Annotated in this window: 11 protein-coding genes and 5 pseudogenes; 6 read left to right on the top strand and 10 right to left on the bottom strand. The window is 60.2% G+C overall.

All coding sequences use genetic code 11. The annotated features are described in order from the left end of the window. Nucleotides 1-1,856, top strand: a pseudogene (locus X743_RS1000000173105) (hypothetical protein); the annotation flags it as partial. Between the two features lie 285 nt (nucleotides 1,857-2,141). Here X743_RS1000000173105 and X743_RS01000000169670 read toward each other — a convergent pair. After that, on the bottom strand, nucleotides 2,142-2,822 hold the full coding sequence (locus X743_RS01000000169670; RefSeq protein WP_198028523.1) for a helix-turn-helix domain-containing protein: 681 nt from the start codon (nucleotides 2,820-2,822) through the stop codon (nucleotides 2,142-2,144). A gap of 23 nt (nucleotides 2,823-2,845) precedes the next feature. Then, the gene (locus tag X743_RS1000000173100) at nucleotides 2,846-3,172 is read right to left on the bottom strand and encodes a hypothetical protein (protein ID WP_198028522.1); all 327 of its coding nucleotides are present in this window, start codon (nucleotides 3,170-3,172) and stop codon (nucleotides 2,846-2,848) included. 98 nt (nucleotides 3,173-3,270) lie between these two features. Between X743_RS1000000173100 and X743_RS138850 the strand changes: the two genes are divergently transcribed. After that, the gene (locus X743_RS138850; protein WP_023769238.1) at nucleotides 3,271-4,677 is read left to right on the top strand and encodes an FAD-binding oxidoreductase; all 1,407 of its coding nucleotides are present in this window, start codon (nucleotides 3,271-3,273) and stop codon (nucleotides 4,675-4,677) included. 568 nt (nucleotides 4,678-5,245) lie between these two features. Here the strand turns inward: X743_RS138850 and X743_RS1000000170115 are convergent. Next, complete coding sequence (locus tag X743_RS1000000170115) at nucleotides 5,246-7,138, bottom strand: adenylate/guanylate cyclase domain-containing protein (RefSeq protein WP_156934571.1); 1,893 nt, start codon at nucleotides 7,136-7,138, stop codon at nucleotides 5,246-5,248. Between the two features lie 313 nt (nucleotides 7,139-7,451). Further along, nucleotides 7,452-7,816 (bottom strand): annotated as a pseudogene (locus X743_RS1000000171680) (Tn3 family transposase); the annotation flags it as partial. A 552-nt stretch (nucleotides 7,817-8,368) separates the two neighbouring features. On the opposite strand from X743_RS1000000171680, the gene X743_RS138860 reads away from it, so the two are divergent. Continuing rightward, on the top strand, nucleotides 8,369-11,029 hold the full coding sequence (locus tag X743_RS138860) for an EAL domain-containing protein (RefSeq protein ID WP_031258776.1): 2,661 nt from the start codon (nucleotides 8,369-8,371) through the stop codon (nucleotides 11,027-11,029). 261 nt (nucleotides 11,030-11,290) lie between these two features. Here X743_RS138860 and X743_RS138865 read toward each other — a convergent pair whose 3' ends face one another. Next, nucleotides 11,291-12,106 (bottom strand): DUF1194 domain-containing protein, encoded by an 816-nt coding sequence (locus tag X743_RS138865; RefSeq protein ID WP_198024008.1) that lies wholly within the window; start codon nucleotides 12,104-12,106, stop codon nucleotides 11,291-11,293. Between the two features lie 228 nt (nucleotides 12,107-12,334). On the opposite strand from X743_RS138865, the gene X743_RS138870 reads away from it, so the two are divergent. Then, on the top strand, nucleotides 12,335-17,146 hold the full coding sequence (locus tag X743_RS138870) for a winged helix-turn-helix domain-containing protein (RefSeq protein ID WP_023769233.1): 4,812 nt from the start codon (nucleotides 12,335-12,337) through the stop codon (nucleotides 17,144-17,146). Nucleotides 17,147-17,655: 509 nt separating this feature from the next. Here X743_RS138870 and X743_RS01000000169660 read toward each other — a convergent pair. From X743_RS01000000169660 to X743_RS1000000171675, 3 pseudogenes are all read right to left on the bottom strand, one after another. Continuing rightward, nucleotides 17,656-18,848: pseudogene (locus tag X743_RS01000000169660) on the bottom strand (IS91 family transposase). Nucleotides 18,849-18,851: 3 nt separating this feature from the next. Beyond that, nucleotides 18,852-19,750 (bottom strand): annotated as a pseudogene (locus tag X743_RS1000000174070) (site-specific integrase). A gap of 185 nt (nucleotides 19,751-19,935) precedes the next feature. Beyond that, nucleotides 19,936-20,220: pseudogene (locus tag X743_RS1000000171675) on the bottom strand (hypothetical protein); the annotation flags it as partial. Between the two features lie 215 nt (nucleotides 20,221-20,435). Here X743_RS1000000171675 and X743_RS1000000172580 point away from each other — a divergent pair. After that, nucleotides 20,436-20,603: a hypothetical protein gene (locus X743_RS1000000172580; protein WP_023769227.1), complete on the top strand. Its 168-nt coding sequence runs from the start codon at nucleotides 20,436-20,438 to the stop codon at nucleotides 20,601-20,603. 34 nt (nucleotides 20,604-20,637) lie between these two features. Further along, nucleotides 20,638-21,825 (top strand): Fic family protein, encoded by a 1,188-nt coding sequence (locus tag X743_RS138875; RefSeq protein ID WP_023769226.1) that lies wholly within the window; start codon nucleotides 20,638-20,640, stop codon nucleotides 21,823-21,825. 2 nt (nucleotides 21,826-21,827) lie between these two features. On the opposite strand, the gene X743_RS1000000173095 is transcribed toward X743_RS138875, so the two are convergent. Both X743_RS1000000173095 and X743_RS138885 read right to left on the bottom strand, forming a co-directional pair. Further along, entirely contained in the window at nucleotides 21,828-22,154 is a 327-nt protein-coding gene (locus X743_RS1000000173095; RefSeq protein ID WP_198028521.1) for a hypothetical protein, read from the bottom strand. 39 nt (nucleotides 22,155-22,193) lie between these two features. After that, nucleotides 22,194-22,949, bottom strand: a complete 756-nt coding sequence (locus X743_RS138885; protein WP_032923546.1) for a hypothetical protein — start codon at nucleotides 22,947-22,949, stop codon at nucleotides 22,194-22,196. Between the last annotated feature and the right edge of the window lie 915 nt (nucleotides 22,950-23,864).

Here is a 23,864-nt window from a genome sequence, read left to right as displayed (position 1 = left end):
CCGCGCTGGTCCAGCGGGTCGTTGGCAGCGGGGAGCTGCCGAGCGACGTTGTCGCGGAGATCATCGAGCGCACGGATGGGGTGCCACTGTTCGTCGAGGAACTGACCAAGGCGGTGTTGGAGAGCGGCAACGCCAAAACAGTGCTCTCAAAAGCTGCCGCGACGGCGTTGAACGTTCCCGCGACGCTGCATGCCTCGTTGATGGCGCGGCTCGATCGCCTCGGCTCAGCCGTTAAGCAGGTCGCACAGGTTGGCGCGGTTCTCGGTCGGGAGTTCTCCTATGAATTGCTGGCAGCGGTCGCACAGGGAAATGCCGTTGAGCTAGATGGCGCACTGGATCAACTCGTCGGCGCCGGTCTGGTGTTCTGCCGCGGGACGCGGCCACTGGCCACTTACCTGTTCAAGCATGCGCTCGTTCAGGACGCAGCCTATGGCACGCTGCTGCGCGCTAACCGCCAGGAGCTACATAAGCGCGTCGCAGATGTGTTGGAGGAAAAGTGGACCGAAATCACTGAAGCGCAACCCGAGCTCCTCGCGCACCACTTTCAGGAAGCTGGGGATTGGGCGGGCGCGCTCGATCACTGGCAAAAGGCGGGAAGGGCCGCCCTGGCCAGAGCTGCCACTCGGGAAGCCGTGTCTCACTTTGCCAGTGCTATCGACTGCAGCCGGAGACTTGGCGACGTCTCCGTCGGCGCCGAACGGATGACACGTCTCCACCTTGCGATGGCCAATGCATTGATGCAGGCTGAAGGCTATCGTTCTGAGCGCATTAGGAAGGCGCTTGAAGATGCACGTCTTGCTGCCGCGAACACTGCATCTGTCGAATTGCAATGTGACGTTGCGCTGTCACTCGCTCCATTTTTTTATGCCACTGGGCGCAATCAAGATTACTTGACCTTGGCCGAAGGGCAGCTCGCAAACTGTGCCGATCTCCTTCCAACCGCCTATCTGAGCGGTCTTTGGGCATCAAAGGGGATCGCTCATTCGAACCGGGGAGAAGAGCCGCTGGCAGCGGAGGCCTTGCGCAAGGCCCTTGATCTGATTGATCCGGTTGACCCAAGTCGTCGTATTTTGTTCGCCGGTGCGGATCAACCCCGTTTGTCTGCCCAGGCATATCTCAGCGGATCGCTGACGATATTGGGTTTCTTTGATGCTGCAGTCGAAGAGAAAGAGCGCCTGATGCTAAATTTTGATCAGATCGATAAGCCCTTCGAAGTCGCGTGGCGTCTTCTCGGGCATTGCGAATTGTGCGCGCTACTTGGTCAATACGAGGAACTCCTTGAGAGCGCTACGAAGATCGTCGAGATTTGCGAACTGCATGGCTACACGGCGCGTCGAAGTAGCGGTATCAGGTGGCGTGGTCATGCCCGCTCGCATTTAGGCGAACTTTATGCCGGCATCGATGATGTCCGGGAGAGCGTGGTTCTTTGGCGTGGGCAGGGCGTCGTATTCCATACCCCTGAGAAAACATGCGAACTTTGTGATCTTCTCCTGCGGGCCGGTCGCATCGAAGAGGCATCGCAAATGCTTGATGATGTCGATACCCTCGTTTTCGATACGGACGAGGCGAGCTACCTGGCAGAATGTATTCGCCTTCGTGGCCAAATCGCCGCGGGCAGAGATGACCTGACAGGTGCCGCGCACCTATTCGAAACAGCAATTGCTACTGCCCGTCGGCAGCAAGCGAGACTCTTCGAGCTTCGCGCCACAACGCAGCTAGCACAAGTTCTGGCACGTCAAGGTCGTCTCCATGAGGCCGCGACGCGTCTGGAAGCGGTGGTCCACACATTTAACACTAGGTATCCAATCGTCGACCTCATCGCCGCACAAAGGGCGCTGGATGCGCTGAGCCGTTGAGGTCGCACCATCTGAGTCGGTTGCGACAACGTAGTTTGCGTCGATGTGATGCAAGCTTGGCTCGTTGCACGCCCGAGACTCGTGTTCGTTCGTTTGGACTGGAATGTAACGGAATGGTTGAGATGAGACGTTCACGCTTGTTCCCGCGTAGGTCCGAACATGGCTCAAGCGCGACCTTCAGTATGGTCAGCTGCGATGTCTGCTTTCGGGCGGACGCGAAATCCTCGGCTGCGGCCGCCATTGGGCGCAAAGCGGAATATGGCATCGCGCCGCGACGGTTGAGATTCAACCGCGGCTCAGCGCTCGCCGGAGAGCACTGAAACGAATGCGATATTGCGCCGGCGTCAGCCCGACCTTGCGGCGGAAGAGACGCCCGAAAAAACTCGCATCCTCGTAGCCGACTTCATTGGCCACCCCCTCGACCGCCAGGTCGCCGGTCTCCAGCAGTTCCTTGGCCGCTTCGAGCCGGAGCGCGTGGATGTAGTCGATTGTCTTCATGTCCGTGGCCCTGGCGAAGCGGCGCACGAAGGAGCGCCCGGACAGGCCTGACAGCTTGGTCATGGCGGCGACGGGCGAAGGGGTCCGGTAGTTGCGTTCGGCCCATTTCTGGCAGCGGTTGATCACCGCGTCGTCGGTCTGCCGAAAGCGCATCAGCGCGGCGAAGGGCTGCTGGCCCATGTCGTGCCACTGCAGCATGTAGACCTTGGCGACCTCCATCGCCTCCCTGAGGCTGACGAAGCGCGCGATCAGATAGAGGGCGAGATCCTGCCAGCTTGAGCCGCCCCCGGCCATGACGATGCGCTGGGCCTCGCCGCTCAACACGAGCGACTGGCCCGGCTTCACCTTCACGCCGGGATAGTTGTTCGTGAGCGTCTCGACATAGCCCCAGTGAATGGTGGCCTCGCGATTGTCGAGCAGCCCGGCCTCACCGAGCAGCACCGCGCCCGAACATGCGCTGGCCAGCATGGCGCCGTCGTCATGCGCTCGCTTCAGCCACGCGGCTTCGGCGTCATACTGCCCGGCAACGCTTTCGCCCGGATTGACGAAAAAATCTGGAATACAGACGATTCGGGTGGCGGGCAATCGGCAAGGCTGTGATCTGGGCGCACCCAGATGCCGTTTGCCGCGCGAAACGGGCTGCCGTCCCCGGCAACCACATAGGGCCGCATGCGTGGCGTGCCCGCGGCTCCGCTGGTGATGAACAGGAAATCCCTGCCGGGCGAGGAAAACAAGTCGAACATGCCGTAGATCGTGGAGGCGGTAGCCTGCGGAGCGGCAAGGATCGCTACATTCAATGGTCTGGTCTGTTCAATCATGGCAGAAATGACCGCCTTCCAGCATTTTCGACTTTAGCGGCCGTGCCCGTGCCGCGCTAGCGTGTGTGCATGCGTGCGTGAAACGAGGAGACCGCCCCATGGCCGCCACCGCTACCCTTGCACCATCGAGCATCGAAAGCTTCCGTTCCATCTTGCAAGGCGAGGTGCTGGAGCCGTCAAACTCATCCTACGACACGACGCGAACCGTCTGGAACGGCATGATTGACCGCCGTCCTGTCCTCATCGCGCGCTGCCTGCATACCGCCGATGTCGTGGCGTCGGTGAATTTTGCGCGCGAAAACGGGCTGGTGATCGCGATCCGCTCGGGCGGCCACAATGTTGCAGGCTACGCCGTCTGCGACGGCGGGCTGATGATCGACATGTCGCTTATGAAGGGCGTACAGGTCTCGCCCGACCTCGACCGTGCCTTCGTCGAGGGCGGCGCCACCTGGGCCGTTGTCGATGCGGCCACCACCCCGCTTGGCCGCGCCACGCCGGGCGGTCTCATCTCGGCGACGGGCGTTGCCGGCCTGACGCTTTCTGGCGGCATCGGCTGGCTGCGCGGCAGCCACGGTCTCAGCGTCGACAATCTGCTGGCCGCCGATCTGGTAACCGCCGATGGCAGCCTCGTCCATGCCGACGCTATGCACAACCCGGATCTCTTTTGGGCGCTGCGCGGCGGCGGCGGCAATTTTGGCGTGGTGACGAGCTTCGAGTTCAAGCTGCACCCGATCGAGCCGGAGCTGATGTTATGCGGTCCGGCCTATCCCGAAGAGCGCGCCAACGAGATCATTCCACTCTGGCGCGACTTCATGCAGACCGCACCCGATCGCCTAAGCGGCCTGGCGGAATTCTCCACGCTGCCGGACGATCCCTCGATCCCCGAGCATGCAAGGGGCCGGCGCGTCCTGGCGCTCGCGCATGTCTATGACGGACCGGCCGACGAGGGCGAGCGGGTCATGGCGCCGTTGCGCAGCTTTGGGGAACCGCTCGTCGATTTCAGCGGCCGCATGCCATATCGCACCATCCAGTCGCTCTATGACGGGCTGTTCCCGAAAGGCCGCGACCGCTGCTACTGGAAATCCACCTACCTCTCGCGCCTCGACGACGAGGTCATCGGGGAGATCACCGCGCGGATGGCGAAGCGACCCTCCGAAATGACCTTCGCCTCGATCTGGAAGTTCGGCGGTTTCGTCCAGCGCGTCCCAGCCGATGCGACCGCCTTCGGCGACCGCTCCATGCCCTTCATGCTCAGCCTCGACGCCATCTGGCCAGGCGCTGACGAGGACGATGCGAACATCGGCTGGGTTCGCAGCTTCTGGCAGGAGATGCAGCGCTACTCGACCGGGCGCCTCTATCTGAACTTCCCCGGCCATGGCGAAGGAGCGGATCTCGTGCGCGACGCCCTGGGAGCCGAGGCCTACGCGCGGCTCGCCAAGATCAAGCAGATATACGATCCGGACAATCTGTTCCGCCTCAACCAGAACATCCTGCCAATGCACTGACGCGCAACTTCAAGTCGGGCGTACGGTAGCGACTCTTGCCTGGGTCGTAGTGGCTTTGAACGCGCTGAGCCGCGAGGGACGCCCAGCGTCATCGCCACGATGTCGGCTTTCAATCAGTGACAGATCTGTCCGCAACGACCGAGATTGAGGCGCGAAGCAGTCGATGGTCACTGACCTTTGGTGGCCGCTCTCCACCCTATCTCAGACGGCGACTTTTGCGTTTACCGCTGAGCACGGACGATGCGAGCACTATCGGAAGTCCCGTGTCTTCACCTTGATTGGCTCGACCTTCAGCGTTGGATCGACGAGGTCCCGTGGCCGCAGAACCTTCGGCAAGCTGCGAGGATCGATTCCAGGCCCACCATGATGGGCTCGTGACGGCATGGCGGTGTTCGGAGAGTGGGCGCAGTGAATGCTATAGGGGACCGCCAGTCTGAGAACGCGGCTATCCGCAAGTGTGGAGGAACTCGAGCGGGTGACGACAAAAATTGCCTCGGTCGATGTGGACGAGACTGAGCATTGAGTCTGAGCAGAAGCGTCTTCAATAACGGAGAACGGAACACGACGCTCACACGTCCACGCCGGCTTTGCGAAACCCCTCGAGCCACAGTTCACGGTCTTCGGCCAGCGCGCACATGCCTGCACAATTGCGGGCGAATGCCGGAATATCGAAACCTGTCGGTGCCTCGCCTAGAATTGCTTTTGCCTCATCGATCCTCCCCAGTTGGGAGAGGCACATCGACTGAAGCAATCTTACATAGAAAGGTGCGCCGTTAACTGTTTTGTAGGTCTTAAGGGCTCCTTCAAAGTCACGCATTAGATACTGTACGTCTGCCAAGGTAACCGTCCATCCCGGCGGCACGCGTGGCTCAGCCCGACATACACGTTCAATTATTTCCCGTGCGCGATTGTGTTCGCCTATGAAGGCGAGAACTAGTGCGCGTGTGGCGGCCGTGGAGATGTCTCGCGGATTGAGTAAACTTGCACTATCAGAGTATCGTCTTGCATTGTCTCCATCACCGAGCATTAGGTACGCAGCTGCTACCTGTTCAAGCACGTAGGCGTCTGTCTTGTCGGTAGCGATAGCTCTTTCGGCGTATCCGCGAGATAGCTCGGCGATTTTCATATGAGTGTCACGTGCGGATCCGGTGAATCGTCCATAGCCATACAGGCAACTCAACATCGCCAACGCTCTCGCATATTGAGGATCAACATTGATCGCCTGATTCAGGCAGCTTATAGCATCCTCCTCATCGCCATTTCTCGAAGCCTGCCTGCCGCGCAACCACAAACTATAAGCGGTGGTACTTGTCGTCGGATTTCGCTGACGAGCTTTGCTTGCTGCTTCATCTAGATTGTAAAAAAGCCGACCAAGAATAGCGTCAACGATCTCGTCCTGAACTTGAAATATGTCTTCAATTTTCCGATCGAAGTTTTCTGCGAACGCATGAGTCCCAGTTTGAACGTCAATGAGTTGAACTGTAGCACGGACCCTGTTGCCGGCCTGCCGAATGCTTCCCTCGATCACGAAATCAGCCCGAAGCTTGCGGCCTATCTCCGCCACGTTTATGGACCGATCCTTAAACAGAGCTGTCGTGTTACGTGCAATCACTGACAGATGTTGATAGTGGGAAAGCTCCGTGATTATGTCCTCGGTTATTCCATCCGAGAAATAGTCTTGTGCTGGGTCGCCAGACATATTTGCGAATGGCAATACCGCCACTGTCGTACGCTCGTTGCCCCTTAAAAATTGGGCTTCTTGGACTCCTTCTGCATCTCTGGGCCTGATGCGATAGGCGCGAATTGTCCGGGATATATTCTTGAGGGAGCTTTCCCCAATATCCTCGATTGAAATCTCGAGCTTTCCTTGGATCGCGTCGTACATTTGGCCCGAAATGCAAATACCTCCCGGCTCGGACAGGGTTTCAAGCCGAGCGGCGATGTTAACACCGTCACCATAGACATCCGACTCGTCCTCTATGATGTCGCCTAGGTTAATGCCTATCCGCAATCTGATCCGGTTAGCATCTGCTAGCGTTTCATTTGCCTTGGCCATGCGGAGCTGAAGTTCAAGTGCACAACTCACCGCATTTACCGCGCTAGCAAATTCGGCCAGGATTCCGTCGCCCATGAACTTGACAATTCGACCTGCGTGCTCTCGAACGGCCGGCACCACGATCTCCCTTCGCCGGTCCTTGATCGCATCAAAAGTGCCGAGCTCATCCGCCTCCATGAGGCGGGAGTAACCAACCACGTCGGCCACTAGGATGGCAGCCAAACGGCGCTGCGCAGCATTTCCAACCACGCCGACCAACCTCTTCGTTCCCATCGCCCCTAACCAGTCTACAACACGGCGCAAATGTCTGCCAGAAACTTGCCTCAGCCGGTCGAGCAGGTTTTTGGCGAGCGTGGTTCGCCCTTCACGCCGGAGACAGCGCCCTGGCGTGCGATCAGCTAACAATTGCCGTTGTCGCCCCGATAAACGCCCGACAGCGGCGTTGGGATTGTGCCTGGTGCCAGATCGCTCGTATCGACAGCAAGTACCTTCATCGTGGAAGCTTGCTGACCTGGTCATTACGACCCGGCTGCGCGGTATCCTGTTTCCGTCGCTGCGCCATGGCGGCGGCACCAACCTGGTGACCTTGTCGAAGCGACAGGGTCGCGACGATCCCGGTCACCGGCTGCCGAACGATCAGTCAGGCCTTGAGTTGCTAGCTAGGGTCGGAACAAGAGCAGTGCGAAATCGTACGCTAAGGTCGAACGGAGCAGGAACGTTATGCGGCGCGCCTTAGCCCGGCCGGGAGCCGAAGCGACCTGAAGCCTTCCGGGAGATGTTGCTCGCTGTCCCAGGTGTAGATGCCCGTCGGTTGATGTGCTCCCAACTCAGCGGCGAGATATGCTTCAACAGTGTATCTGGGATGTTCCTTCCCGCTCGTTTGAGCTCTGTGACTGCGCGGTCGAGATAGACAGTGTTCCAGTGTACGATCGCGCTGACGACTAGATTGAGGCCCGATGCGCGGAATGCCCGACTTTCGAACGACCGGTCGCGGAGTTCGCCACGCTCATGGAAGAAGACTCCGCGTTTGAGTTTGTGCGCTACCTCGCCCTTGTTGAGGCCGGCTTGGCAGCGTCGCTGAAGTGGTCACGCTCATCGCCTCCAGCTGGAAGCGCTCGCGCATGCCTTCCTCGTTGTTCGCCCTTTGGTTCATTGTAAAGGATCAAGTGGTCTAATGCTAATCGACGAGGCGGCTTTGGGGCCGCAAGGCGGCGGGCAGCTTTTTGCCACCGAACTGCGACAGCGGCCACGAAGCCTTTCACCTCCTGGCGCGCCGCGTCGATCCAACTGGCGACGGCCGGGAGAAAGGTCGGGCAATCGTCATAGATCACCGGCTGCAGCTCGAAATAGACCTGGCGGCGCTTTGCCCGGATCGGCGAGCGAGCGCGAAGACCAATTTGTGCGCCCGGCAGGGCGTCATCCGGATTGCCCCCCGCTCGGCCGATGGGTCGGCTGCGCTGCCCGACACCTGCGACGCACGTCAGAGGCTGTTGGAGACGCGAAAGGCCGTCGGGACTGCCATGTGATCTCGCTCTCTATGTGCCTTGCTAAATATTGACTGGAAGCACCAAGAATCGATTAAGTGTGCTCCGGTATGCTGCGCCAATAGGAAGTTGCTCTGACCGAGACTCCACGTTGGCAAATGCTATTCATCAGCGCTTCCACGCTTTGCTGACCTGGACCCGTGTCCCGGCAGTGATTGCCCTTATCGTGCTGTTGCTCGCTGGAATTTTTGCCGACCATCAAAACAGCATTGTTGCCGATCAGGCATTGCGCGTTGACGTCGCGAAGGAGATGAACCTCATCCGCGCCAATCTTGAGGGCAACGTCAATGGAGACCTTCAACTCGTGCGCGGTCTGGTCGCGACGATCGTCACCGAACCGAATATGAGCCAAGACCGCTTTGCCCAGCTGGCAGAGAGCCTCTTTCGCGAGAAGATACACCTCAGAAACATCGCCGCTGCCCCTGGCCTGGTCATCTCGTTGATGTATCCGATGCAAGGCAATGAGAAGGCCATTGGACTGGACTTTCGCAAGGATGAAGAACAGCGTGAGGCAGTACTTCGGGCACGCAATACCAAACAACTGGTGTTGGCCGGACCGGTAGAACTCAAACAAGGAGGTCAGGCATTTATCGGGCGATTTCCTGTCTTCCTTGACCGTGACCGCCCTACCGAGACGTTCTGGGGCATAGTGGCTGCCGTGATCGACATTCAGAGGCTGTACGAGGACAGCGGTCTTTTAGACAAGAAACTGCCGATCGAGATCGCGCTGACGGGCAAGGACGCTCTCGGCCAAAGCGGCGCGCGATTTTACGGTCCCGCGCACGTGATGGAAAGCAATCCCGTCACGGCCGAGGTGCGATTGCCAACAGGATCCTGGAAGATTGCCGCTATACCCAAAGGTGGTTGGAATGCGGCGCCCCGCAGCGCCTGGATTTTGCGACTTGCAATGCTCATCGGCGGCGCTCTGGTACTGGTTCCAATCGTCATTGCAGGGCTGCTTCTCGAGCAACGGCATAAGCACTATGCTGATCTACGGCGCAGCGAACGACGGCTTGCACAGCTCTCCGAAAGGCTGGAGCTTGCGCTTGACGCATCACAAATTGGTGTGTGGGAGCAGGATCTCGACTCGGACATCATATCCTGGGACGACCGCCTGAACGAAATCTATGGAAAGCCGGCGGATGGCGAACCGAGGACCTTCGAAGAGTGGTCGAGGTCGATCCACGCTGACGATCTTGAGCACGCCAAGCAGGATTTCGCACAAGGGATTGCGACCGGCCTATACTCATCGGAATATCGTGTAGTGCTTCCCAATGGTGTAGTTCGACATCTTCGCGCGCGTGCCAAAAGTTACAGGGATGATACCAATCACAAAATGGTCGGAGCGGAATGGGACGTGACGGCGGATGTGGCCCTGACCCGGGAGTTGGAGCAAGCAAAAAACCTCGCGGAAACGAGGAATGCTGAGCTAGAGGCGGCGACAGCGCGCAATGAGCATACCGCACTACACGATATGCTGACTGGTCTTCCAAATCGCCGCTACCTCGACACTATGCTGGAAAGGCATGCTGTCGCAGATTCAACGGCTGCCGGCGGCGCTGCACTTCTGCATCTTGATCTCGACCGTTTCAAACAAATCAATGACACACTTGGACATTCGGTTGGCGACGCCGTGCTAATCCATACCGCGAATGTGCTGACATCAACTGTTCGGTCAGGAAACTTCGTTGCCCGCGTGGGAGGCGATGAGTTTGTCGTACTGTGCACCCGCGATATCTCAACTGACCAACTCAGCCAGCTGGCCGATCGCATTCTACAGAGATTGCGACAGCCGGTGCCCTATAAAGACCACCAATGTCGTATCGGGGTCAGCATCGGCATCGCGGTCGAAGCGGACGGTCCCGTCGACGGCCCACGCTTGATGGTCAACGCGGACATAGCCCTCTACCGGGCCAAGAGCCAGGGACGCAATCGATATGAGTTCTTCACCGAAGATCTCCAGTCCGAGATCGTTCGGACCAAACGGGTCGCCGATGAGATCCTCGCGGGGTTGGAACGCAACGAATTTGTTCCGCACTACCAGCTGCAGTTCCACGCGAAAACGTTAGAGGTTGCGGGCGTCGAGGCACTGGCGCGCTGGAACCATCCGATCGCCGGGCTTCAGACGCCAGCCTGGTTCCTGAGGATTGCGGAAGAGTTGAATGTCGTTTCGATCATCGACCGGCTGGTGCTCGAACAAACTCTCCAAGACTTCGATCGGTGGCAAAGAGCCGGCCTGTCGATGCCGCGCGCTTCGGTGAACGTCTCCGCGACGCGGTTGCAGGACGGGGAGCTGATCAATAGCCTGAATTCGCTTTCAATAAAACCCGGGACCGTTTCGTTCGAGCTTCTAGAGTCGATCTTCCTCGACGACAATGATGAGCTTGTGGTCTGGAACGTTAACCAGATCAAGGAACTCGGAATCGATATAGAAATTGACGATTTCGGCACCGGCCACGCCTCGATTGTCAGCTTGATGAAACTTCAGCCGCGACGGCTGAAAATTGCACGCCAGCTAATTGGTCCAATCGCAGAGTCAGCCCAGCAGCGGCAGGTCGTACAGTCGATCGTGCAGATTGGAAGGTCCTTGGGGGTGGAAGTCATCGCCGAAGGTGTCGAGACGATGCAGCAGGCCAAGATCCTTAAGGACCTGGGCTGCGACATCCTGCAAGGCTATGCGCTGAGCCGGCCGATGAACGCACACGGCATCGTGGAGTTCTTAAGCAGCCCTCGAAGGCGCACAGCATCCTAATACCTGAAATGGGCGATTTTCAACCGAAAGGTACAAGCTTGCCAGCCGTCTCGGCCCAGCCACGTCCGCTTGGTCAACGGATCGGATGGCTGGAATGACTGACGTGGGCCCGTAACTTGCCCTTCCGGGTTCGGAACCAAGTTACCAAAATGCAGCCCTTCAGCCCTTGACGGCGTTCATCGCTGTTGATCCCCCCTGCTCTGTTGACTGTCGGCAGTAATGCGCGAAGCCATTCCGTTGCTGGCACCACATTGCCGAGCCTCATCGGCCTGGCAACTGACCGATGATGTTGCAATCGACCGTGGGGCCGGAACGCTCGGTGTACGCGGCGTAGATTACCTGATCCATGTTCATCGAGATTTCACGAACCAGCTTTCGACGGACTGCGGTGACGAACATTGCGGCGTCGGTGACGCCGATTGCGAATGCGTCCGGTCCGCCGATGACGCAGCGCTCGAAATAGGATTGCAGCCTGGAGGGGTCGTACCGCGCAAACCCGTCGGCCTCGCCAATGCGGGGTAGTGTAATAGGCAGCCCGTTGATCGTCACACCTTCCGCGAGAAGAAACTGCCGAATGGGGTCAATGAGTGCTCCGGCATTGTTCGGTCCGTCGCCGGATACGTCAATAACACGGCGCGGGCTGCGCAAGCCGCTCTTCGCGAACAGCCCATTCGCGGCCTGCAACGCGCCGGAAATCGACGTTCCCCGGCCTTCAGTCAACGACAGAGCAGCGAGCCTGTCCGCCAAAGTCAGAGTATCCTCTCGGCTTTCGACAATTGTCCACGGCACGATGACGGTTTGCTGATTTGGTCCCGCCCACTCCAGATAGAGCACTGCGATTCTTCCCAGTTCTCCCGCCTTGATTGCCATCGCGATGTCTGCGTGGCGGAAAGCATCAACATAGCCGTCGCGCTGCACTTTTTGCTCGATTCTGCTCATCGACGGCGAGACGTCCACGGCAAGGATCAATTGCAAATCGACTTCGGCCAGGCCGTCCGCGGGACGATCCGTCGAGTGGGCCTGTGGCGCTGTCGCGAAGAACAGGGTGAGCAGGAAGGCGGCCGTGAGCCGCAGCACTGGTCTTGCACCCATGCTTCCAGCAATCCATACTAAGCAGTCCATGGCGAACCCCTCTCACCGACAATGGAATGTGGAATTGTCGGTCCGGGGCGTTTGCCAAGTCACGAACGGCTTACGATCATTCGCCGAAATCCGCGCTCCCCGCACGGTCTGGATGATGATCAGTCGTCGCAGCGCGAAACCGTGCTAGTATGGGACTGCGGCTTCGTGCTTAGGGGAACCGGCTTGAATAGCTCGCCGCCCACGACGTTCGTGCTCAACGGCGTGACCGCCGACGTGAGCAGGGAGACCTTGCGCGACCAGTTCAATAGGACAATCGCAGTTCGCCACCAGACCTTCGCGGTACTTCGCCACCTTCTGGAGAATGCTGATCGCGTCATCACCAAGGACGAGCTGATGAAGGTGGTCTGGAATGGGCTAGCCGTCACCGATGACAGCCTGGTCCAATGCATTCACGAGATCCGTGCGGCGCTCAACGACAGTCGCCAGGCCGTCGTGCAGACAGTGCCGAGGCGCGGTTACAGGTTGGTCCTTCCCTCAAATGCCGGACCAAGATTGGTTACAATTCTGGCGGCAGAATTGGCCGGCGAAGTCCGGCCGGCAGGCAAGGATGAGCGGAGCATTGCTGCACTTACCCCGGCGTACAGGCAGGTCCTTGATGGGCTGCTGATAAAACATGCCGGTCGTGTCTTCGCGAGCGTCGAAGAGACAGTCCTTGCGGAGTTTGCTGGCCCTGTCGAGGCGTTGCGGTGTGCGAGCGAGATCCAGCATGAGGTCGATAGGCGGAACTGCGAGGTTCCCGAGACAAAGCGGCTGCGCTTCCGCATCGGCGTTGACCTAGGTTACGTCGTCGCCGAGGGCGACCACCTCAGGGGCGAGGCCGTCGAGGTTGCAGCTCATCTTCAAACCTTGTCACGCCCCGGCGGGATTTGCATCACGGAAGCGGTCCGCGTCCAGGCTCAGGCCCACCTCTCGCTGGAATTCATCGATCTCGGCGAGCACAAACTGAAGGATGTCGCCCGTGCCTTGCGCATCTACCGCGTATGCCTTGCGTCCGAGGAACCGGTCAAATCGCCATTTCGCGGTCTCGATGCCTTCGAATTCGAAGATGCCGATCTATTCTTCGGCCGAGCGCGGGCGATTGCCGCCTGCACTGCCAGACTGGAGCAGCAGGCAGCAAGCGGCACGGCATTCCNATTCCTGCTCATCTACGGAATGAGCGGTTGTGGCAAGTCGTCCCTCCTGCGCGCTGGCCTGCTGCCGTCATTGACGCGACCTGGAGCCGTGGCAGGCATATCCTTGTGGCGCCGCTGCCTGATCCGCCTCTCCGAAGGACCGGATGCATTCGCTGTGTTGGCTGCGGCGCTGCTTCACGACGCTGCTGTGCCGGAGCTGTCCTCAGAAGTAACAGCTGCGGAACTCGCTCTGCTTTGCAGGAGCACGCCGGATCGAGCCCTGGCGATGGTCCGACAGGCACTTCGCAAGGCCGCCGGGCCGGCCCGCTCACAGATCAGACTGCTTGTGGTCATCGATCAGCTGGAGGAGCTGTTCACGACGGAGAGGCAGCCGGCGACGCGCGAGGCCCTTGTGCGGTTCATGGCGGTGCTGGCGGCGAGCGGACTGGTCTGGGTGATAGCGGCGATCCGTTCGGATTTCTTCCACCGCTGCGGCGAGGTTCAGGGCTTCTCGGCTCTCAAGGACGGCCTCGCCAGCTACGAACTCCTGCCGCCGACTGGCACAGAGATTGGGCAGATCATCCGCGAACCCGCCCGCGTTGCCGGCCTCCGCTTCGAGGAGAACCCCGAGCGGGGTCGACTCGATGATGTCCTGCAGGAGGCAGCGGCTGCAGATCCCGGATCATTGCCGCTTCTCGAGTTTGTCCTCGACGCGTTGTACCAGGCCAGTGGCGACCGACGCGTTCTGACCTTTGCACATTATCGTGCGCTGGGCGGCCTCGAAGGCGCAATCGCGCGCCGCGCCGACGAAGTCCTGGACTTGCTGGCGCCCGGGATCCAGGACGCCTTGCCCGCGGTGCTGCGCGCCCTCACCACGGCGAGCCTGGCCGATGAAACAGTCACGGCACGTCCAGCCCTGTATACCGAAGTTGCGGGCACTCCCGCGCGATCGGCCCTCGTCAGTGCCCTCATCGACGCACGGCTCCTCGTCAGCGACGAGGACGCCGCAGGGCATGTTTTCGTTCGTCTTGCACATGAAGCACTGTTGAGCCGTTGGCCGCGCGCCGGTGACATTGTGAATGCAAACCGGAACTTTCTCGCGACGCGCGAACGCCTGAGGGCCGACGCCCACCGATGGCACCTGGAAAACAGGAATCGAGAGCTTCTCCTCCCGTCCGGCAAACGTCTGGCGGAGGGCGAAGAGTTGATGCTTACAAGGCGGCAGGAGGTCGACGATGCCGTCCTTGAATACATCGAGGAGTCCTTGCGTGCCCATCGGCAGAAGGAGGAGAAGGACCGTCACGCAGAGCTAGCACTGGTCGCGGCTGCCGAAGAGGCAAAACGCGAGCGCCTCGAGCGCGAGGCCGATCGCCGGAGCCTAGCGGCTGCCGCGGCAAACCGGCTTGCCCGACGGATACGGAACGCCGCTATCGTCGCAATAATGCTCGCTGTCATGGCGGGTGCAGGCGCATTGGTCGCCCTCAAAGCGCGCGAGGAAGCAAGGGGGCAACGCGATCAGGCGCTGCGCAATCAGTTCCTTTCGCTCTCGTTCCTTTCCGAGCGGTCCGCCGCGGCAGGCAATACCGAGGCTGCGATCCGGCTGGCGCTTGAGGCGCTACCCTCGAAAGAGCAACCCGAGCGGCCATATCTATTTGAGGCGGAGGCAGCTCTCTACAAGGCTCTGCTGGCGCACCGGCAGATCAAAATCCTCCGCCCTGGCGCCGCTGTGGCGCATGCGGCATTCAATCCTACAGGTGATCGCATCGTCACCGGATCCTATGACAAAACTGCAGCCGTCTGGGACGTCTCCACCGGTGCCGAAACTGCAATTCTAAAAGGTCATGAAGGGGCCGTGGAAAGGGCCGAATTCAGCCCCGACGGGAGCCGTATCCTGACGGCCGCGAGGGACGGCACTGCACGTCTCTGGGACGCCGTCTCGGGAGAGCAGCTCCACATCCTGCGGCCGGTAGGCAATTTCCCGACGGCAATCTTCAGCCCGGATGGCACTCTGGTGCTGACGGCGGGGGAGAACAGCGATGCAACGCTCTGGGATGCTCGGACCGGAAAGAAAGTCCTGGGTGTAAGCAGCGACGCATATACGCGTGCTGCTTTCAGTTCAGACGGCCGCAGCTTCGCGACGGCAGGCAAGCGTTTGGTTTCGATCTGGAATACCGCGGACGGCGCGCTGACGCGGTCGATCCGAGTGATCTCCTGGCCATTCACCCTTGCGTTCAGCCCGGACGGAGGCCGGTTGCTGGCCGGCCCGTGGGGTTGGCATTCAGATCGCGACACTTCCAGCCTTTTCGATTTGTCGAAAGGAATGGAGATCGCAAAGTTCGCCGGCAGCAAGAGCGACACGCAATTGAACGGCGTGATTTTCAGCCACGGGGGTCAACGGATCGCAACGGTATCACTGGATGGCACTGCCCGGATTTGGGATGGAGCGTTGGGAACGCTGGATGATGTGCTCGGCCAGGAGGTTTCGGGGTTGAAGCCTGACATCGATACAGATGAACGCGATGTGGAGATGAACGGTGCCTTCTCCCATGACGACCGCTTCCTTGCGACCGCGTCGATCAATGGGCCGATCCGCATCTGGGACGCTGAACGCGCCTCGATAGTGACGACGATCGCCGGTCATGAATCCTTGGTCGAGCATCTGGAATTCAGCCCGTTCGACAGCAACATTCTACTGACTGCTTCACACGATGGCACCGCTCGGCTTTGGGATGTCGACGGCGCCCTGACGACGGCGCTTTCACATGAATATCGGCCGACTTTCGCGGTCTTCAGCCCCGACAGCGTCCACCTGCTTACCGGCGGGGGCGACAGCGCGGCGCACCTGTGGGATGTCGTCAGTGGGCGCGAGATAATCCGCCTCGATACGCATGAGATAATTCAAAACGCGACGTTCAGCCCAGATGGGAGGCGCGTCGCCACGGCATCGCTTGAGGGCGTGGTCCGTATCTTTGATGTGGCCACGGGGCACGAGACCGCCCAGTTCCGATCACATGCCGGACTGATCAAGATCCAGTTTGGTCGCGATGGCAAATCGCTTGTTTGCGCATGGATCAACGGTACCGCCCAACTGTGGGACGCGACGACCAGCATAGAGCTAGCCGACATCAATACAAGCAGCAATCTGCCGCAAGCGGTTCTTAGCCCTGACGGACGTCTGATCTTTTCGGCCAGGGAAGACAATGTGGGACGCCTCCTCACGACCAGCGGAGCCGAACTCCGTGCTCTGGTGGGGCATCAGGATCGCATCACGGCAGCGGCCTTCAACCCCGACGGTCAACTGGTCGCCACGGGCTCACTCGACCACACGGCCCGAATTTGGTCGATCACGGAGGGGAAAAACGCCCGAACCCTTGAGGGACATACCGGCGCGGTGACGGCGGTCGCCTTCAGTCCCGACGGCCGGTCGTTGCTGACTGCTTCACGCGATGGAACCGCCCGGATCTGGAGCGTCGCCGGCGGTCTGGAAAGGGTTCTCAGGGGCCACAGCGGCGCGCTGGACAGCGCCGAGTTCAGTCCCAATGGGTTGTATGTCGTGACCGCGTCGACCGAAGATCGAACGGTCCGATTATGGGCGGCGCAATCGGGGCGACAGATTGCCGTCCTTAGCAGCCAGGACGATGCAACCGTTCGACGGGGCTTTACACGCGCGGCTTTCAGCGCCGACGGCACCCATGTCGCGATTGTTTCCGGCGAAAAGAGAGTCAGCATCGTTCGCCTCTTCCAAACACCCAAGGAGCTTATTGAATTCGCCCGCCGTACTGTGCCTCGCGAACTGACCCCTTGCGAGCGGCGAAGCTTCTTCCTTCCTGAAGACCCCGCACACGGCACCTGTCCGGACTGAGGTCGACAACGATCGGATGTTGCCCATTAGGCCGGCTACTCGAACCGCCCAACCGTGTGACCCAAAGTGATGATCGCCCTGGATCCGGATGGCGTGGCGCATAACCGTGGGATTTCGCTTGCCCTACCGGTTGGCGTTCGGGTCCGACCAGAGCGTTTACCTGTGACGTCTGCTTTTGGAAAGCGTCGGAGGCGACCTTGACGGCTCCAATTGTGAAGGGTTTCGGGTGCCGTCAGGCGTACGAAAGCCTCCCATGCAGGAACCCGCGGGCCGCATGCTGTGCGCTATGGGGATTTGTGTGGCGGGTGTGCCAGCGTCTGTCGCGAACGCTCACATTTCGTGCTGCGAGCGTGTCGAGGAAGTAACGTCCGGCTTGGTCGGGGAGCTTGTTACGGTGATTCTGACTGGGTTCGCGCGCCTGATGACCGGCGCAACAGCAAAGCGCACATGCGTTTCCGTTGACCTGCGGCGGCGTAGCGCGGTCGTGGGGGCAAGCGGGCCATGCCGGGTCATGGAGAGTTCTCCCGGCTCGCTGCGGTCGCGTTGGGCGGTCCGCGCGGTTGCCTCCACCGTTCGAACACCTCGATGACGACCATGCGTCCGCCGCAGCACGGGCATGAGGGGCGGAAGTCTTCCGGCGCGTGCGGGGTGTCGTCATCGGGAGGTGTGGCAACGCTCAGCAGTTTGCGGGCGAGCGCGAGGCTGGCCTTGCGGGAGCCGCCGGCAAGCAGGCCGTAATGCCGGATGCGATGGAAGCCGTGCGGGAGGACATGGAACAGGAAGCGGCGGACGAACTCATCAATCGCGAGCACCATGACCTGCTGGCTGTTGGCGCCGTCACGGCGGTAATCCTTGTAGCGGAAGGTGACGCTGTTCTTGTCGAAGGCGATCAGGCGGCTGTTCGAGATGGCGACCCGGTGGGTGTAGCGCGACAGGTAGGCGAGCACGGCTTCCGGCCCGGCGAAGGGCGCCTTGGCATAGACCACCCAGCGCTTCTTCCGGACCGGCGACAGGTGCCGCAGGAATGCCCGGCGGTCGCCCAGGTGCGCCATCGATCCGAAGAAGCTGAGCCGTCCGGCCTCGTGCAGCGTAACCAGCCGGGTGAGGAAGAGCCGGCGGAACAGTTTGCCGAGCACGCGCACTGGAAGGAGAAAAGCCGGACGCTACGATATCCACCGGCTTCCGTCCGGCGCGATGCCGCCGCCTGGTACGATCATGTGGACATGCGGATGCTGCGTCATTGCCGAGCCCCAGGTGTGGAGGACGGCGGTGATGCCGATGCGCGCGCCGAGGTGCTTGGGATCCGCCGCGATCGTCAGCATCGTCTCCGATGCCGCCTTGAACAACAGATCGTACACCTGCGCCTTGTTGTGGAACGCGATGTCGGCGACCTCGGCCGGCAGCGTGAACACGACGTGGAAGTATCCCACCGGCAGCAGGTCGGCTTCGCGCTCTGCGAGCCATGTACGCGCGGCCGCGCCCTGGCACCTGGGACAATGCCGGTTGCGGCAGGAATTGTAGGCGATGCGCCACTCGCCGCAGTCCTCGCAGGCTTCGACATGCCCGCCGAGGGCCGCGGTACGACATTGCTCGATCGCCGACATGACCTTGAGTTGCTGCAGACTCAGATGACCTGCATAGGCGGCCGATAGGCGGGCCCAGCGGCACGGAAGATGTCGGCGACCTCGATCGAGGCGCGCACGGATCAGCCGGGCAGCGACTTGCCTTCCATCAGCGCCATCAGCCGGTCGAGCGGCCCGGCGGCCGCGTGGATCGTCCGGGTCGAGACCTTGGTGTAAAGCGCGGTCGTATCGAGCTTGCTGTGGCCTAGCAGCACTTGGATGACGCGGATGTCGACATCCTGCTCGAGCAGATGGGTGGCAAAGCTGTGCCGCAGCGTATGCGGGCTGACGCGCTTGGGGATGCCTGCGACTTCAGCAGCCTCCTGGACGGCGCGGTGCAGTTGCCGCGACGAGATCGGATCGGTTCAACTGCGCCCCGGGAACAGCCAGCCATGCGGGAGCATCACCCCGCGCCGCTTGCCTTCGCGCCACCACAGCCGCCAGAAGCTGCGGCGAGAGCATGGCGTTGCGGTCCCTGCGTCCCCTGCCCTGTTCGACGCGGATCAACATGCGTGTGGAGTCGATATCATCGACCTTCAGGTGCGCGACCTCGGACACGCGCAGGCCCGCGCCATAGGCGACGCCGAGCGCAGCCTTGTACTTGATGCCTGGTGCTGCCTCGAGCAGGGCGCGCCGCTTCCTCCACGCTCAGCACATAGGGCAGCTTGCGCGGATAGCGCATGATCACCAGCGCACGCGCCAGTTCCCGCCGCATCAGTGTCACCATGAACAGGAAGCGCAACGCCGAGACCGCACCGTTGATCGTCGCGGGGCCGACACCGTTCTCATGCTGGTGCAACTGGAAGCGCCGGATATCCTGGGGCGTCGCAGTGTCGGGAGCGCGCCCAAGGAATGCGGTAAAGCGCCGGACGTGACGTACGTAATCCTGCTGTGTATGCGGTCCCAGACCTCGCATCAGCATGTCTTGCTGCATGCGCTGACGAAGCGGTGATATCGGTGCATTGGTCGGCAGGGTAGCCATGGCGAGTTCCTCTCGTTGAAGGGAACTCCATGGCCTGGTCAGGCCGTAGGCACTCAAAGCCGAAGATTACCATACCGCATTGCCAACCGCGCCTTCGCGAAGCGGGTTCGTGCACTGGGCGCGAAGCGGTCGTTGGCGATGCGACTTACCTCAAGAACGCGCCGCCAACAACAATGCCGTTCGAATTACCCGAGTTCGTGGATCATCACGTCGGGAATGACCGCCTTGGCGATGTCGCATAAGTGCTGATGATGGGTCCGGTAGATTACCTGGCCTACGCTGGCCATCTCGCCGAACAGGCGGAAAACTTCCTCCGACCGGAGATGGTCGAAGGTTTCCATGATGTCGTCGGCGATGAAAGGAACAGAGGGCCTGAGCTTGGCAAACTCATAATATCCGGCGAGCCGCAGAGCCAGGTAGAGCTGGAAACGCGCGCCTTTCGAAAGAGCGTCTGCGATCTTCGATTGGCCAGGCGCTCGGACAGGACTGCCTTGTCTCTTTGGATATGCGCTTCGGTGTGATCATCCTCTTTGGCCATTTGTTTGGATCTGCCTCGATTTATCGGCCATGTTACCTGAGTCCTGGCAACCCGCGAACTTCGGCCAAAGGATCGGCCAAATGTTCCCGCCGCTTGCGGATTCGTGCATGAATATCAGCACGCTAGGCGTGCCGGTTATCGGCCATCGTGATCCTGGTCATCGTCGGCATCCTGCTGGGATCATCGTCGGCGGCATCAATGGTGTCCAGGTTTGGCAGCGGTGACGGTGCCAGGGCCCGCGAAGTCGGCAAGATGCCGGTGATCGGCCAGAAGATCGGCCAAATATCCTGGCAAATTCAAAATATATATTTATAATTACGCATTTAGCAGAAACCAAGATCGGCCAATTATGGAAGAGAGTGTACAGCGCATCGAACCGGCACGCCTAACCGATGTATCCGAAACTATCTCCGATGCGCTGGCGGAGCTATCGGCGACGTCGGCGGTTTTGGGCAAAAGCCTTCACCCGCGTACCGCTGCCAATCTCGCCGATCTCGTGCGCATCATGAACACTTACTACAGCAACCTGATCGAAGGCCACGATACGCGCCCGCGCGACATCGAACGGGCGCTGGCCGGAAAGCTCGATCGAGACGAGAACCGTCGCAACCTGCAGCTCGAGGCGGCCGCGCATGTTCGCCTGCAAGCCGAGATCGACCGTATGGCGGCCGAGGGCCGGTTGCCAGAGCCGGCATCGGTAGATTTTCTGCGATGGCTGCACGCGGAATTCTATCGCGATGCCGAAGCGCCCATGCTGACCATCAAGGGTGCCGGCCGTGAATTTGTCATGGCGCCAGGCGAGTGGCGATCGAAGCCAGAGCATGACGTCGCCGTCGGTCGGCATGAACCGCCTTCGAGCGACCGGGTCGACGATTTCATGCAGTACTTTGCCATGCGTTATCGCTTCGACAAGCTGGGCAAGGCCGGACGGATCCTGGCCATCCCTGCAGCGCATCATCGGTTTAACTACATTCACCCCTTCCCCGACGGCAATGGCCGCGTCAGCCGATTGATGAGCCACGCCATGGCGCACGAGGCCGGGATCGCCGCCCACGGGCTGTGGTCGATCTCGCGCGGCCTGGCACGCGGCGTGAAAAGCCGCACGGACTACAAGCGCATGATGGATCATGCCGATATGCCCCGCCAAGGTGATCTCGACGGGCGGGGCAACCTCTCCGAGCGTGCACTCGGCGACTTTACCTCGTGGTTCCTGCAGGTGTGCACCGACCAGGTGAGCTTCATGAGCGGATTGTTTGATCTCGATACGCTCGCCAAGCGACTGCATCGCTATGTCGAGCGTAGCGGCTTGAAACCAGAAGCCGGTCGTCTTCTGGAAGAAGCGCTCATGCGCGGTGAGTTTGACCGCGGCGAGGCATCCCGCATTAGCGGACTGCCTGAGCGCACGGCGCGTCGCGTGTTCAACGATGTGATCGCGCTCGGTCTGTTGGCGTCGGAAACGCCCAAGGGCCCAGTGTCGCTGCGCTTTCCGGCGGACGCTCTGGACGCGCTGTTTCCGAAGCTGTTTCCGGAAATGTAAGATCATAGAGCGCTCACGATCTTACGGCGCTTCTCCTCGACGTCCTCCAAGATTTTCACCAGATCACCCGGAAGCGGGTTTTCCGGTTCAGGCAAATGCGCGAGATGGCGCCACCTCCTGTCCAAGGCCTTCAAGGAAACCTCATCGGTCATCCCTCGTTTGGCCTGCGACCAGAACAATGCACGAAGTTCGGGAGAAATCGGCTTTCTCTCCTCCAGCCGCTTTGCCAACCAAAGGGTGACATCAACCAGCTCAAGACCGGCACTCTGATCTCCTGACATGAATACGGGCGGCGTTTCCGGCATGTGCGAGTAATCGGCCTTGGGCATGCCGGGACCCATATCAGACTTATGGCCTCGCAATCTCCGCTACCATTCGGACAATTCGGCTTGGGCGCCGTTGAACTCCGTTTGCCGATCGACCGTGATGCGGTTGACCCGGCTCTTTTGTGGATTGGATTGTATAGCAATTGCCTGCAGGACCTGCTGAAACCCGATCAGGTTCGGCGATATCTGCAGTGTCGATTCATAATTGCTGGAGCCGAAGCTGATCTCTTTGGGGTTTGCCGCAGCCCATTTGATAGCACCCGCCACAAGCTCCCTTGATCGCGCGTCCGGCAATCGACCCACGCGCTCGAGCAGACCTGCGTAAAGCTTCTTGAGCCTTTCCTCGCAACGTGCGGGGTTCTGTTCGCGCCTAGCGCTCCATGCCTCTTTCGCAAGGTCTTCGTCGAAAAGGAACGACACTTTAAACAGCAGGACATATCGCATGGGCGTCCAGTAATGGTGCCATGGAACAGCATCATTCAAGCCGGAATCAAAAACCTGATCGAAGAAGGTGATGATCGCATGGTCCGGCTTCGAGACCTTATAAAGAGAAAACCGCAGATCGTTCTTTTTGCTGAACCGGGCTATTTTTTCAGCGATTGGCGTCAGTCGTCCGACACCGAGTTCATTGGCGTGGAGGCGTTTCACCCCGAGATCTCGCCGCAATTCTTTCAGCAGCGGCTCAGCGATGACGTCAAGATTCGCGCGGCAGCCCAGCACACCGTAATCGAGCTTCGGCTGGTTCGCGTCGAACAGGTTCAGCCCTGTGTTGCCGCTTTCGTCGACGAAATAAAACACCTTGGAAGTCGTCAAAAAGCGGGGGCCGCGTTGGAGCAATAACTTGGCTGGCGATATGTCGCCGAATGTAGAGAGCGAGACAGATCGCTACAAGCAGCCCTCGCCCGCAGCGTTGCACAGCTCAGTAAAATAAAAGGGACTCCCAGAGGAGGCTGCTGAATCGGACGTTTCTTGGATTATTCCACACTTGGGTGTGAACCGGCCACCCGGCGAGGCGCCGTTGAAAGTCCGTCCCTGCGACACCTATAATATGACCCGACCGGATTGAATTGTCGAGAAGAGAGCCATTCAACGCCAAGTTGGCGTCCTCGAACTACGATGGGATGGAGGCTCTGCCGGTCCGATGGTTCCAGATGTCTTGCGGAGTTAATTCGTTTCGACACGCGATAGCGCTTCCGTCCTGGGCAGCGCCAGCTGTTCCCCTCGGGTCTACCCTGCGCGCTTCGTGACAGGTGGGTAGCAGCGGAAGCACGGGAGATGGGTCAGCTAGAGTTATCACCTACCTCGGGTTGCCGTACCCATTGCGCTGGCACCGCAGTCCCTCTTATCTCTCGGACAAGCAACCAACCCGAGTATTCCTATGACCACATCCCCGAGAACGGGGGCGGCGCCGGGGTGAGGTTGAGGAAATGACAGAAGTTAAGGCCTTAACGCCTTGTTCAATTTATCTACCTTAGAATTCGCCAATGCGCTTCTCACTCCTGCTTTTTGGCTGGGCGGCATTTTGCTGTTGGGATTTCGCCGCCAATGATGGTCAAGCCATTATTGGCCTTGGCGTGCGAGTTGCCAGGCTCTTCCACCGACTAATTTGAACGTCAGGCGCTGTTGCGCTTCGCGCTAGCGCGGTTTTTCCGTCGTTGCGCGGGCGATCCTTGCCGGACGCTACCCAGCCGCAGGGGCCGAACCGGTCCCGTG

It is taken from the genome of Mesorhizobium sp. LNHC232B00 (assembly GCF_000502435.1).
Classification (GTDB): Bacteria; Pseudomonadota; Alphaproteobacteria; order Rhizobiales; family Rhizobiaceae; genus Mesorhizobium; species Mesorhizobium opportunistum.
Note: the sequence above shows the minus strand (reverse complement) of the source record. Positions and strands in the feature narration are given on the sequence as shown.

Excerpts from the sequence above, each read along its gene's own strand:
- X743_RS01000000169670 (WP_198028523.1), bottom strand. The coding sequence starts at position 2,822 with ATGCTGGCCAGCGCATGTTCGGGCGCGGTGCTGCTCGGTGAGGCCGGG.
- X743_RS1000000173100 (WP_198028522.1), bottom strand. The coding sequence starts at position 3,172 with ATGATTGAACAGACCAGACCATTGAATGTAGCGATCCTTGCCGCTCCG.
- X743_RS138850 (WP_023769238.1), top strand. The coding sequence starts at position 3,271 with ATGGCCGCCACCGCTACCCTTGCACCATCGAGCATCGAAAGCTTCCGT.
- X743_RS138875 (WP_023769226.1), top strand. The coding sequence starts at position 20,638 with ATGGAAGAGAGTGTACAGCGCATCGAACCGGCACGCCTAACCGATGTA.
- X743_RS1000000173095 (WP_198028521.1), bottom strand. The coding sequence starts at position 22,154 with ATGCCCAAGGCCGATTACTCGCACATGCCGGAAACGCCGCCCGTATTC.